Here is a 12,522-nt window from a genome sequence, read left to right as displayed (position 1 = left end):
CCGTCCGGACCTACGGGCAACCAAGTCCAGCAGATGCCGGCCGCGGGGTTTGAATCGCGCGGCATCGGAAACGGAGACGTCTGCGTCCAGATCGAAGTCCGTTGCGGGAAAGCCCAACGCATCGTCCAAGGCGGCAAAGCCTGCGCGTACCCGGGAAGCCCTCCCGTTCGTCATGCGGACCCGGGGACACAGGCACACGGGACACCAGGAAGTCGTGAACGTCCCAGGCTTCCTCCAGCGTCGCCCCGATGATGGGCAGTACGGGGGTGAGGGTCTTGACGGCCCGCGGATCCCTGCCCTGTGCGGCGATTTCCCGCCTCAGCGTGGCAGTTTCCACGGCGGCCTCTGCCACGCCGGGAAGTCCCAGCAGCGCCAGGTCGGCGCGGGAGTGAACCAGTTGCCTGGACCGTGAAGACGTGCCCGCATGTACTAAAGGCACGTGTCCCTGTATTGGCCTGAGGACATTCAGTGGCCCGGCCACGGGATGGTGCTCGCCGTGGAAATCGGCCCGGTGGAGTTTGTCCGGGTTCAGAAATGTGCCGGATTCCTGGTCCGCGACGAGAGCTCCGTCGCCCCAACTGTCCCAGAGCAAACGCAGTGCATCAATGAGTTCCTCAGCGGAGTCGTAGCGCTGTTCGTTTCCCCAGTGTGCGTCACGGCCGTGATTGGCTGCGGCCCGGGGCTCGGCTCCGGTAACAATGTTGAGCCCAAGCCGCCCGCCGCTGAGACGGTCGATCGAGGCACTGATACGTGCCAAAGTGTAGGCGTCTGAATAGGTGGCATTGACCGTGGCGATCAAGCCGATGCGGGAAGTCACTCCGGCACGGAATCCGACGGCGCTCAGCGGCTCAATGCGGGCGGCAAGGTAGGGATCGCGGAATTCCAGATCAGGGCCGGTAGCCAGCCAGTCCCCGAAGAAGATGTAGTCCAGCCCGGCACTCTCGGCCTCCAAAGCAGTGGCGCGGATGACCTCGGCGTCCTCATGCGGATCGTGGTGCGCGCCAGGGTACCGCCACCCACTGGGATACGCGCCGACGGCCCGGAACATGGCGCCGATGATGATGTGCCGTGGGCCGTGCAGGCCTTCGGCATGGACAGTGTTTTGGGCCGCGGGAGAACTGGTCATAGGCAGAAGTTAGAAGATGTGCTTCCCTCGAGGTGAATGCTACTTAACAGCTCTTAGCGAGGGGTCACTGCGGGACATCGATCTTCACGAAGGAGGGACCCTTGGTGATTCTCTATAGCATCGATTCGGCACCGGGGAACTACCGCGTCAATCGTCGCAGACGGCACTGGGCGGACGCACCGAATCAAAGTCCTTTGTGTCCTGGTGCAGGTTGGCACCTGCCTACTCCGCCGAAGCATTGTGAGTTCACTCGCTCGTCGTCCGCGCATGTCGAAGCCGAACAGTTTGCCGATAGGTGTTCAAATGTCGGGCTTACCTCTGTGTATTTCATCGGTGTGAATTACACGCCTCCCGATGTGATCTGTCAGCCCCGTCGATTCGTGGACGCCGCCCTCTTCATCAGAACCCTTCCCACCCCGGAATTGACACCCCCGAACCACGTGTATCTGACAACAGGCATCCGTCCTCGGGCCTACTGAACGACGCGCGCACGATATGCCGAGAAAGCTTGTCAAAGTTGAGACTCCGGCTCCTGGGCGGTAGCGGCCCAGGAGCCAAGACGAGATAGCGGGTGGGTATGTGTCGTAATCGGGATCTTGGGCTTCTCCACTGAAGACATGGGCCGGTTCACGGAGACCTCGGGGCATCCTCGGCTCAGGGTGCGGCGCTAGGAGTGTCTTCCGATGAGTGCTTTCTCAGGGTCAATGCCGTCCGCGAAGGTTTGAGCGTCTGCACGGGAACCGCGTCGGCCGTCCAGAGTGAAGCTAATGCAGGCGATGAGGAGCCCGGCACCTGAAGTGGTGATTCCCGTCCAAATGGGAGACAGGTATCCAAGGCCGGCGGAGATTACAACGCCGCCGAGCACGGCTCCCAGAGCGTTGCCCACGTTGAATGCGGAATGATTCAGCGCTGCTGCGAGTGTGGGCCCCTCCTTTCCAACATCCATGAGGCGGGTCTGGAGTGTTGGTCCAAGGGCGCTGGCCCCTACACCGACAACCATTACGCCAACGATCAGCCCTAACGTGCCTGCAGAGAAGAGAGCGAGAATCACCAGCCCGGCGAGCATGACTGCGAACGAACCGTAGGTACTGCTGCGAACGTCGCGATCTGCCGCCCAACCCCCGCTGAAGTTACCGATGGTCATCCCTATACCGACGCTGGCGAGTATCCACGGGACCGCTTCGGGATCGAGCTTTGTGTGGTGCTCGGCGAGCGGTGCGAGGTATGCGTACATCGCGAAGAGGCCGGTGAACCCGACGGCGCCGATGCCTAGGGCTAGCAACACCTGCGCGCGTCGTAGCACGCTGACTTCCGTTCGGATTGAAACAGTAGTGTGGGCAGTTCCGGTGGACGGCACGGCCAGGGCAATCGACACCAGGGTCGCGAGGAACATTCCGGCGATTACGAGGTACGCGGACCGCCAGCCGACAAGGAGCCCGAGCCAGGTGATCAGTGGTATGCCGATCACATTAGCAACTGTAAGCCCGCCAATAACTGTTGCTGCTGCCAGCCCTCTCCGGCTGGGCCCCAGTAGCCGGGAAGCTACGAGGGCGGCGACCCCGAAGTAGGCGCCGTGGGGCAGGCCGGTCAGGAAGCGTGCCGCAGCGATGCCCTCGAAGGTGGGAAGTACAGCCGAGGCGACACTTCCAATAACAAACGCCATTACTAACGCGAGGAGTGCGGGTTTCTGGGGAAGCTTGGCAATTCCGATTGCAACTGTAGGTGCGCCGATGACTACGCCCAGCGCGTAAGCACCTACAAGCCATCCGGTGTGCGCCAGAGCCGCTTCTCTTGAGGAGATGTACGCGTCCGGGAAAAGGTCTTGGGTAATACTGGGGAGCAGGCCCATTGCGATGAACTCGCTTGAGCCAATACCGAAGCCTCCCAAGGACAGCGCCAGTAAGGCAGGAAGGACGCTGCGACGCTGCGGGACCGAAGGGGATGATGGGGATGATGGCAAGACTGCACCTCCGTGGAGTAGGTGCTCCGCCCTTGCAGCACATAAGAATTGGGAAAAAAGTGTGATCGTTGGTGGAATGCGTTGGGCTCCAAAGGCAGAGGATTAGGAGGGAGCCAGCACGCTTCCTATTGCGCTAGGCATTGGATGTGGGATTGGCGACTTCGTTGTCCTGGCGATCCATAGCCAGTGCACCGATGATCCCGACGTCATTTCAATCCAAGTGAAACGAACCAATCGGGATCGGAGCCCATGTGTTCACCTCCTGACAAGGTTGTTCGGACAAAGAATCCGTGAAGTGCCCCATTGGCGGCGGGTGATTTTCGATCGACTCTAATTCGATCTGCATGCATATTCGCTCTTCTACGCCCGGGCTGTCCTATCCGACAAACCAGATGGCGCTCCATCCTGGCTGGTCAACCGGGCCCTTGGAAGACCTGTTCTCCGGGTCGCGGCGGAGGGTTCATTGGAAATCACCGCCGCGATGGCGAACACGCCGTGCCGGATGTCCCTTACAGTGCAGACGCTTGTATCAAGAGCCCCTGCTCAGGGTTGAGGTTGGGCATTGGCAATCCAACTTCGCTGAGAAACCGGCCGGAAGCGACGGCTCCGTCGACCACCCAGAGGGGCGGGGTGATCTGAGTGCACACGTCCTTTAGGTCTCCCAAATCCCCGTCTGGCAGAAGGAGTTGCATGTGATACGAACGGTCAGGGTTGAGGCCGGGAACGGTGACCCGACCGGGGAGCTCTGCGTAGCCTGTAGTGGTTCGAATCAGGGCGAACAGGGCCGCAACGTCTCCCGTTGGGACGTCGGTATGCGAAACGACGCCGTGGAGTAGCAGGGACTCGTCCGCCATATCGGCGCGCACCATTTTTCCGCTGTGAAGAAGGTCGCGGTGCTGCTTGAAGATACTGATCAATCGCCTCAATTCCTCTCGGCTGCGGCCCTCGACTTTGCGGATGTCCCATTCCAACCCGAAGTGTCCAAAGAGGGCTGTGATTCCTCGGAATGAAAGGGAGTGCGTGCGTCCGGTTGTGTGTGATGTGTCGGGACCAATGTGAGCACCGAGCAGCTCGGGCGGAACGACCACGCCAGTCCAACGCTGTATGGTTTGGCGTTCTAGCGCGTCGTTGCAGTCGGACGTCCATACGCGGTCGGTCCGTTCAAGGATGGCCAGGTCGATTCGGGCGCCACCAGAGGAACAGGATTCGATTTCGACGTGGGGGTGCGCTTTGCGCAATTCGTCAAGCAGCCGGTAGGCGGCCAATGTCTGGGCGTGGACAGAGGGGCGGCCGGCATGTCCGTGTTCTTGGTGATCCCGGTTTTGATCCCACTTTAGGTAGGAAATTCTGTTTTCCTTCAGGAGCGAGTCCATCCGGTCGAACACATATTGCCAGGCCTCTGTGTTGACGAGATCGATGACGTGCTGTGCCCGCCACTCGAGAGGGAGGCGTCCGCCCTCTTTATGCGTTTTGGCAGACGGCCGAACCAGCCAGTCGGGGTGGCTTCTAGCTACGTCAGAGTCGATGCTGACCATTTCGGGTTCGACCCAAATACCGAAGTCCATTCCGTGCTTTTCGACTGCTTGGATAAGGGGCGTGAGCCCATTGGGCCACACATTTTCGTCGACGAACCAGTCTCCGAGGCCCATCTTGTCGTTTCGGCGACCGCGAAACCATCCATCATCGAGGACGAACCGTTCCACGCCCAGGTCGGCGGCAGACTCAATGAGTTCATTGAGCGTCGTCAGGTCGTGGTCAAAGTACACGGCCTCCCATGTGTTTAGGACAACTGGACGCTGCTTGCCTTGCGATCTGGAATTCGTCGCGGTGATGTGATGCGGCCTGTTGCGGAACCATGCGTAAAAGGCCTCACTAATGCCGTCCAATCCTCTGTCTGAGTAAGCGGAAAAGAGGGTGGGCGTGCAATAGCTTTGACCGGGTGACAGGATAATTTCGCCGGGGCCTAGCAACTCAGACCCACCAATCATGCTCCGGCCGTCGGCCAGCGTGTCCGTGAACTGCTCGTGGTTGCCGCTCCATGCAAAATGGACGGCCCAGACCTTTCCGGTTCGGTTAGTGAACCCGGGTGTTCCTGCGGCGAATAGCAAAGAGGCGTCGTGGCCCGTTCGTCCATGTCTCCCGGAACGTACCCAGGTTCCCTGCCTGACGCGACCGCGTTGCGGATGCCGCTCGCGACACCACCGCCCCGTAAGGTCCAAAGATTCCTTCGCAATTGCAGGGACAGGGAGGACTACTGCCAGTTCATCAAGTTGGAATGGGTCCGAGCCGTCGTTCGTAACCCTATGGCTCATTTCCAACAGCCCTCCGGGATGTAGGACCAAGGAAGTTCTTACGGTGAGGGAAGCGTCCGGATCCGTTTGTGTGATGGCCAATGAGTTGCCGGCTTGGTCCACGGCGGTTAGTCGGAGCCGCGGCGAGAAGTCGTATCCTGGGAGGCCGTTGACAATCCTTTGACCGCGAAGTCCGGGACGTCCCCGCCACCCTGAGGATGCTTGCGGCAGAACCCCCGCAGTGACCGGAACATCGATAGCGGAAGGCGGGACCATGTCCTCGAGCACCTCTAAACCGGGGATCGCGTCGCCCAGATCCGCTCCCCAATGAATGATTTCTGCTTCGCCGTTGCGGTAGCCAATGATGACACTTGTGCCAGCGGCGCTGAGATGAGCAAAAGTTTGCAAATTTATCACTTTCGGAGAGAATAGGCCGCGCACTAGACAACTGGTCTGTAGATAGCGGCGGCTAATGACTTTTACAGGCCAGGGGCACTACTTTTCCGCTCCTGCGAGCATCCCTTTAATGAAGTACCGCTGGAGGAAGAGGTATGCCACCACGACGGGAATGGCTGCCAGCAGTGCGGCCGCCGCGGCGGCTCCGATATTGCTTCCTTGCGCTGCGAAGAATGATGCGACGGCAGGAGCTATTGTTCGCACTTTGGGCTCGGTCAGCAGGTAGCTGGACAGCGCAAACTCATTCCATACCGCTACACCCGAGAGGATGAGAACGGTGGCTGTTACGGGCTTGAGAATCGGGAAGATGATCATGAAGAAGGTCCTTGCTGGACCCGCGCCATCCAGTGCTGCCGCCTCATCCAAGGCTATTGGTACTGACCGTATGAATTCTGCGTACAGGAAAACAGCCAGCGGAACCTGCATGGTCGTCATGATAAGTATTTCGCCCCAGAGCGTGTTTGTCGCACCTATCTGTACGAGAAATGAGTAAAGGGGGACCAGGATGCTTAGCGGGGGAACCATGATGAGAGAAACAACGGTCCCATATACGGCACGGTTCCAGTTTGTGCTTCTTCGTGCCAGCGGATATGCAGCCAATGCAGAGAGAACACTCGCCAGAGCCGCTGCCGAAGCTGTGACAATGATGCTGTTGATGATGGCAGTGAAGATGCCGCCTTTGTTGATCGCGAGTGCAAAGTTGTTGAAATTGAACTGGCCGGGCAGCAGCAGCTGAGGGGTGTGGTCCGTCGGCGCCTTGAGAGACGTTGTCACTGCGATCCAAAACGGCAGCAGCTGGACTGCACAAAACAGAACCAAACCCAGAATGATAATTGGCTTTGAGGTGTTGAATCTTGAGTGCTGCTGTCGGCCTGTAGGCGCTGGGACGTGCGCGGGCTGGGTCTTGGAGCCTCTCGTCGCGATGTTTTTGGTGTCACGCATGATTACGCCTCCAGACGTTGGCGGTTCAAGAGCTTGTTAAGCGCGGCGGTGATGATGATGATCATCAAGAAAAGGGCAACGCCTATGGCCGCGGCGTAGCCGGCGCTTTGGCTGCCAAAGTAGGTTCTAGCGATGAGGGTGGATAGGGAGTTCGTGGAATTGCCGGGACCGCCACCAGTCATGACCACGACGGCGTCAAATAGCTGGAAGCCCCCGATGAGGTTGAGGACGACGCTGGTGGCGAATGCTGGCTGTAGTAGGGGAAGCGTAATGTTGACGAATTGGCGCCATCCACCTGCGCCGTCAAGCATGGCCGCTTCCTGGTATGAGGGATCAATGGATTGAAGCCCGGCCAGATAGATGATCATCGAGATCCCAACGAACTGCAGGGCGTTCACAAGAACAATGACAGCGGTAGCCACGCCCGCATCGGCAAGCCATGCCGTGCGCTCACCTCCAAGAGCGACGACTATGTCATTCAAGGTCCCCGTGTTATAGGACAAAAGCATGTAGTACATGGTGCCCATGATGACCGGCGATACAAGGACCGGCAGATAGATGATCGCACGGGCGACACTTCGTCCTCTTATAGCCCTGTCGAGAATCACCGCCAGTGCAAGGCCGAGAACTTGCTGGATAAGAGTTGAACCAAAAGCATAAATGAGTGTGTTGGTGAGTGCCGTGAGAAAAGTGGAGTCTGACAGGAGCCGGGCGTAATTGTCTATGCCGGTAAAGGTCATCGACGGAGAGAAGCCGTCCCAATTGTAGAAGGATAGTTGTATTCCACGGATGAGAGGGTATCCGGTGAACACGCCGAGGAGTATGAGCGCGGGCACATAGAAGAGGTTGATTCGCGCGCCGAATAGATTGGTCCTGGCTGGGCGGGTCCTCTTGCTCTGGCCTGACGGCCGCCTTTGCTGTAAGTCTGTTGAAGTATCCGGGATGCGACCTAATGAAGTGGCTGACATGCTTGTTCCTACTTGCCGTTAGCCTGGGCATAGAGACTATCGAACTGCTGCCGGACCTGGTCGAGTGCTTGGGCAACGTCACCTTGCTGGGTGATGATGGAATCGGTGGTGGCCGCCATGGTTTGCCACATGCCCCCGGGGAGATCTGCACGATCGAAGAAGGGCTGCAGGGGAGTCTTCCCTTCGACAACCCATTGTTCGTAACTCTGCTGCAGCGGTCCGACATCCGTAGGAACAGACTTGAGTCCGGACGGAGTTCCGGCGGCTTGGTTCATCTTGCTCACGTTTTCAGGCTTGGCCAGGAAAGCAAGGAAGTCGAGTGCAATGTCTTGGTTGGGGCTGGTTTTGCCGACGCCGAACGCGTTCTGTTCACCGCCGATGAGATAGTTCTTTCCCGTGTCTGACGGAATGGGAATGTAGCCGATCTGCGCGTTCGGGTATGAAACGAATGCATCTGCGGCAGTATAGGTTCCGGTGAATATGAAGGCGGTCTTGCCGGCGCCTATCGAGGCGGCCACATCGGTCAACGACGCAGAAGATATGTCGGGATTGAAATAGCCGGCCTTGGCCCATCGATCAATGTGTTCCAGGACTGATCGGTAAGGAGTGTCTTGGAACTTACCATTCTGGAGAGCGCTAAGTTCCTCGGCTGTGAACTTACCTGGCGCCATCCAGTCGATGAGGGCGGCCTGGGCGTCAAGCGCTTTGCCACTGACCGTGATGGGCACCACGCCTGAAGACTCGATTCTTTCGAGCGCCCTGTCGAAGCCCTCCCAAGTCGCCAGGGAGCTGATCTCCACACCGGCATCCTTCAAGACCTGCTCGTTGTAAAGGATTCCCGAGACATCGACGTCCATGGGCAGGGCAAATATGCTGCCATCGCCTGTTCGCATGGCCGGGTCAAGCGTGGCATCGACGTCGGCATTCCAAGGACGATCCTGGAGGGGGCGGAGGAATTGAGAATACCGGTCACGTGACCATCCATGTGTATTCATGAGGTCGGGAACATTGTTGGCTGCCAGGCGGGCCTTCATTCGGGCTTCAAAGTCACTGCCTGCCGGCACGATGTTGAAGTCAACGTCCGGGTGCTCTGCCTCATAAGCACTTGCGACACTCTCAAGACTCTCCAGCAACGTCGACCCTGTCGGGTAGGCAGATTCTATTTCCAGTGTCGTTTTACCGCTGTCCGCGGAACACCCGGCAAGGACTGCAGCGGCCAGAGCCGTGCAGCCCAAGGCCGAAATGAGCCGGACAACCCGGCTGGGTACTCGATTCGTAAGGGGCATTACAGGGACCTTTCGAGGTTGGAAAGGGACGCTTTGAGGACTGGCCAGAGAGGGGACTGCGTCACCGTGAGATTTTGATCTCCCCGGGGAGAATGTATCGAATCTACCCGGGGAGATTTTGTTCCGTCAAGAGTTAGTCAATAATTTCCACGGGGGTAGACTTTGTGAACCATAAGCAAACCCTTTACCGCAGTGCCCTCGCGTACCGCGGCAGATAGGAGAGGAAATTTAGGGTGAGTGACACAAGCTCGGGCATCGTGCATAAGTCCGCTACGCGTCGGGAAGTGGCTCAACGCGCGGGCGTGAGCACCACGGTCGTAAGCTACGTGGTCAACGGCGGGCCGAAGAGCGTATCGCCTTCAACGGAAGCTAAAGTTCGTGCGGCCATCGATGCACTCGGCTACCGCCCGAATCCAGCTGCCAGGGCCCTGACGCTCGGCTCGAGTCGAGTTTTGGGCATTGTAGTTCCGGATGCAAAGAGTCCGTTTTTTGCTTCACTGGCACGTGCTGTCGAAGATGTCGCCGCAGAATATGGGTTTGCGTTGTTGATGGGCAATTCGGATTCCTCACCTGCGCATGAGCAACGCCTCATTACTGATCTTGCCGCCCGCCGCGTTGATGGCGTCGTCTTGTGCAGCAGCGTCCTCACCCCTGATCTACGAGAGCTGAACCTTGCCGGAATCCCCACTGTGCTGCTCAACCGCTGGACCGGTAGTGGCGACGCTCCCGCAGTACGATCCGATCTGCGAGCGGGTGCCCAGATGGCGGTCGAACATCTGATCAGTCAAGGGCACCAGAACATCGGCTTGCTGATTGGGTCGAATGTTGAGAAGTATGTAGACGAACGCGAAGTGGGTTGGCAACAGGCGCTACGGCGGGCCGGCGTTTCGGAGGGGAAGATTGTGAGGGCACCGTTTACTCGTCGCGGCGGCTTCGAAGCAGGACCCGAGTTTCTTCTGCAGTCGAATCCTCCAACGGCGATTTTCGCTAGTTCCGACCTGCAGGCATTGGGACTGCTCCGGGCCCTACACGAAGCGCGAGTACGAATCCCTGAGGACATTGCGGTTATCGGCTTTGATGGGTCCGAGGAGGGTGAGTTCTCATGGCCGCCGCTGAGTACTGTGGCCCAGCCCGTCAGGGATATGGCACGATCCGCCTTGGACATTATCCTTAATAATCGCGGGGAGGACACTCTCGCAAACTTGGTGTTCATGCCAGAGCTCATCCTTCGCCCGTCATCAGAAGGTTGGCCTCGCCACTCATACCATTCATAGTTTTCAGTGGCACTGCAAAGCAAGTCGTGCTCCGGCCCTATGCTCTGGACGGACACCAACCCCCAAGGCTCCTCTTTCCTCGCATTCGCCGAGCGCACCCGGAAGTAAATCCAAGGGACATCACAAAGTGGCGCGCAGGGGCCTCGCACTTCCTGTAACCGGCAGCAGTGATGTCCAAACTCCGAATCTTCCCGCGAAAGCCATACCGCGCCCTATAGGGATCGGGCGAACGGCCAAGGAACGTGCTCAGCGGTATTGGCCATCTCCGTTGCCAGTATTCCTGCGCTCGCTCGACTCACATGATCACCATCACGGGTCTGAGCGCGATGCTGATCGGTGACGGCCTCGCAGCCGCCACCGATCCCCGCCGCGGGCGAAAGTTCGGCAGCCTCCGCAAGGCATCCGGGGTGCCCGCTTCGTTGCGCGCTGATGCCGATGCGCTGGTGAGGTGGACAACCTGAGCGTCACCACGCCGTCGGGGGTTTCGTTGTTATCTGTGGCCCATCGACCCAAAAGGGACGTGACGACATTGTCCACACTCAAATCATCGCTAATGCGACGGCTTGCCACCATTGACTTCTCCCTCCTTGGGCCAACATCGGCTCAAGCGTGGGAGAAGTCAATGGTGACATGACACGGATCCGGAAGCGCTCTGCATGTGCGGGGTCACTCCGAGCTAAGAGTTCAGTGGCAGCGCTCGGCCGAGAGCTTTCAGAGTGATGTTGGTCGTGTCATCGACACGCAACGCGAAATCAAGTGGGATGCGGGTCCGATTCAGACGCCTGCTCTCCAGCGGTGTCTCCGTACCATTGCAGCTCACGCGATCGTCGACTGAGCACGTCGACGCGGACAGTCTGCCGATAACCACTCAAATTTCGGTCTTCGGCAACTAAGCGTCCTTGAGCGGGGCGCAGGTCTGCGCTCATCGTTTGTAATCCCATCGCACAAATGTCCTGCCCTCAAGGCGCCACGTGGAGCCCGGCGTCGGCGTCTCCAAACGTGACCCGGGAGAATCGAACGCTCAGTTCTGAGCGTTCGGGTGAGCATACATACAGACCAGCCTTCGTGGTCGGTCCAAATGTCATAGGGGCTAAACGGAGGATGCTCCAAGGTCCTTGGTTCTTCCTCACTCTGATGGTTACAGCACCTTCACGCCAGCTCGCCCGGACTGTGACTTCCTGATTGGCCCACTCGGGTACAGGGCTCAAGGACCAGTCGGATCGGCCGTGGGTAACAACGGTTGCCGCGTGCGGGAGGCCATCGTTGATTTCAATCCCGGCTTTTATCCAGTCAGTCTCGCTGCTGCGGATCATGAGGCCGGCTTGGTCGTAAAGGGTATCGAAGTCCGCCTGAAAGGTGACTTCGAGAGCGCCTACTGATGCCACGGGGGCGAGTAGCGCATGGCCAGTGTCGCGCTTGAATCCGTAATGGGTCTCTTGCCAGAAGTCGCTTCCCTTGGCGGCTTCGACGTGCAGAAATCGTCCAACAAACCTGCTGTTGACAGGTTTGCTGGTCCAGGCTGCGGTGTTCACGAAGTTCTTCATTGTTTCCTTTGGAGGAGCAATGGGTCGGTTAATCTGTGGACTGCTGCGCGGACTTCTCCTTCTGTCATCGGCTCAACGGCGAGCGAGCCGTGAACGATCAGACCTTCGATGAACGCGTCGATGATCCTTGCGTCGTCGGCGGTGAAGTGTCGTTGTAGTGAATGCTGACTTGCTTCCATCCATTGCTGCATGATTTCGCGAAGTAGCGGTTTTCGGGCAGCCACAGCGTAGAGCTCGTAGGCGAGGATCATCTCTTCAGATGTCCCCAAGTAGTCTTTGACGATGCCTTGGACAACGGCTTCTTGGGCCTGTTCAGGAGTCTGAGATTGTTGCATGCGGACATCGAACCTGGCGGCGCAGGTTTCGACGAAGCGGCTGAAAGCAAGGTAGAGAAGTTCGTCCATGTTGGCGAAGTGATAGGTCATGGAGCCTAGTGGGACGTCGGCTTCCCTGGCGATTTCTCGATGAGTTGCCCCAGCCACCCCTTTAGCCGCGATGACATTCAAGGCCGTGTCGATTAGACGGTCTCGGCGTTCAGGATCGAAGCGCCGGTTTCGGGTCTTGGTAGGCGTTGTCGCGGCCAACTGGGATGGCGTCATCGCTCAATTATCCTTTGGTGGTTCGTGCTTTGTGGCATTCAGCTCGGGGTCCAGGCGTTTCCTTCGCTTACTAGAT

Annotated in this window: 10 protein-coding genes; 2 read left to right on the top strand and 8 right to left on the bottom strand. The window is 58.5% G+C overall.

Annotated elements, in window-relative coordinates; genetic code table 11:
• Nucleotides 1-10: 10 nt before the first annotated feature.
• From ACIQC5_RS12065 to ACIQC5_RS12040, 6 genes are all read right to left on the bottom strand, one after another.
• A complete protein-coding gene (locus ACIQC5_RS12065; RefSeq protein ID WP_400282207.1) occupies nt 11-1,126 on the bottom strand; it encodes an LLM class flavin-dependent oxidoreductase in 1,116 nt (371 codons plus the stop codon).
• 667 nt (nt 1,127-1,793) lie between these two features.
• The gene (locus ACIQC5_RS12060; RefSeq protein WP_400282204.1) at nt 1,794-3,086 is read right to left on the bottom strand and encodes an MFS transporter; all 1,293 of its coding nucleotides are present in this window, start codon (nt 3,084-3,086) and stop codon (nt 1,794-1,796) included.
• Nucleotides 3,087-3,595: 509 nt separating this feature from the next.
• Nucleotides 3,596-5,794, bottom strand: coding sequence for an alpha-galactosidase (locus tag ACIQC5_RS12055; RefSeq protein ID WP_400282202.1), 2,199 nt, complete (start codon nt 5,792-5,794; stop codon nt 3,596-3,598).
• A 78-nt stretch (nt 5,795-5,872) separates the two neighbouring features.
• Nucleotides 5,873-6,607, bottom strand: coding sequence for a carbohydrate ABC transporter permease (locus ACIQC5_RS12050; protein WP_400282199.1), 735 nt, complete (start codon nt 6,605-6,607; stop codon nt 5,873-5,875).
• A gap of 170 nt (nt 6,608-6,777) precedes the next feature.
• A complete protein-coding gene (locus tag ACIQC5_RS12045; RefSeq protein WP_400282197.1) occupies nt 6,778-7,743 on the bottom strand; it encodes a carbohydrate ABC transporter permease in 966 nt (321 codons plus the stop codon).
• Between the two features lie 8 nt (nt 7,744-7,751).
• The gene (locus tag ACIQC5_RS12040) at nt 7,752-9,029 is read right to left on the bottom strand and encodes an ABC transporter substrate-binding protein (RefSeq protein WP_400282194.1); all 1,278 of its coding nucleotides are present in this window, start codon (nt 9,027-9,029) and stop codon (nt 7,752-7,754) included.
• Between the two features lie 233 nt (nt 9,030-9,262).
• Here ACIQC5_RS12040 and ACIQC5_RS12035 point away from each other — a divergent pair, with 233 nt between their 5' ends.
• Both ACIQC5_RS12035 and ACIQC5_RS12030 read left to right on the top strand, forming a co-directional pair.
• Nucleotides 9,263-10,303, top strand: coding sequence for a LacI family DNA-binding transcriptional regulator (locus ACIQC5_RS12035; RefSeq protein ID WP_400282191.1), 1,041 nt, complete (start codon nt 9,263-9,265; stop codon nt 10,301-10,303).
• Nucleotides 10,304-10,602: 299 nt separating this feature from the next.
• The gene (locus tag ACIQC5_RS12030; RefSeq protein WP_400282188.1) at nt 10,603-10,764 is read left to right on the top strand and encodes a hypothetical protein; all 162 of its coding nucleotides are present in this window, start codon (nt 10,603-10,605) and stop codon (nt 10,762-10,764) included.
• A gap of 498 nt (nt 10,765-11,262) precedes the next feature.
• On the opposite strand, the gene ACIQC5_RS12025 is transcribed toward ACIQC5_RS12030, so the two are convergent.
• Nucleotides 11,263-11,847, bottom strand: coding sequence for a DUF1349 domain-containing protein (locus tag ACIQC5_RS12025; protein ID WP_400282186.1), 585 nt, complete (start codon nt 11,845-11,847; stop codon nt 11,263-11,265).
• Nucleotides 11,844-12,446, bottom strand: coding sequence for a TetR/AcrR family transcriptional regulator (locus tag ACIQC5_RS12020; protein ID WP_400282183.1), 603 nt, complete (start codon nt 12,444-12,446; stop codon nt 11,844-11,846). Before ACIQC5_RS12020 ends, ACIQC5_RS12025 begins: the two co-directional genes overlap by 4 nt.
• Nucleotides 12,447-12,522: the final 76 nt, after the last annotated feature.

Source organism: Paenarthrobacter sp. NPDC092416 (assembly GCF_044755025.1).
Lineage (GTDB): Bacteria > Actinomycetota > Actinomycetes > Actinomycetales > Micrococcaceae > Arthrobacter.
The sequence above is the reverse complement of the archived record's forward strand: the minus strand, read 5'-3'. Positions and strand labels throughout refer to the sequence as shown.

Coding starts and splice junctions, on each gene's coding strand:
- ACIQC5_RS12040 (WP_400282194.1), bottom strand. CDS start 9,029: ATGCCCCTTACGAATCGAGTACCCAGCCGGGTTGTCCGGCTCATTTCG.
- ACIQC5_RS12065 (WP_400282207.1), bottom strand. CDS start 1,126: ATGACCAGTTCTCCCGCGGCCCAAAACACTGTCCATGCCGAAGGCCTG.
- ACIQC5_RS12030 (WP_400282188.1), top strand. CDS start 10,603: ATGATCACCATCACGGGTCTGAGCGCGATGCTGATCGGTGACGGCCTC.
- ACIQC5_RS12020 (WP_400282183.1), bottom strand. CDS start 12,446: ATGACGCCATCCCAGTTGGCCGCGACAACGCCTACCAAGACCCGAAAC.
- ACIQC5_RS12045 (WP_400282197.1), bottom strand. CDS start 7,743: ATGTCAGCCACTTCATTAGGTCGCATCCCGGATACTTCAACAGACTTA.
- ACIQC5_RS12025 (WP_400282186.1), bottom strand. CDS start 11,847: ATGAAGAACTTCGTGAACACCGCAGCCTGGACCAGCAAACCTGTCAAC.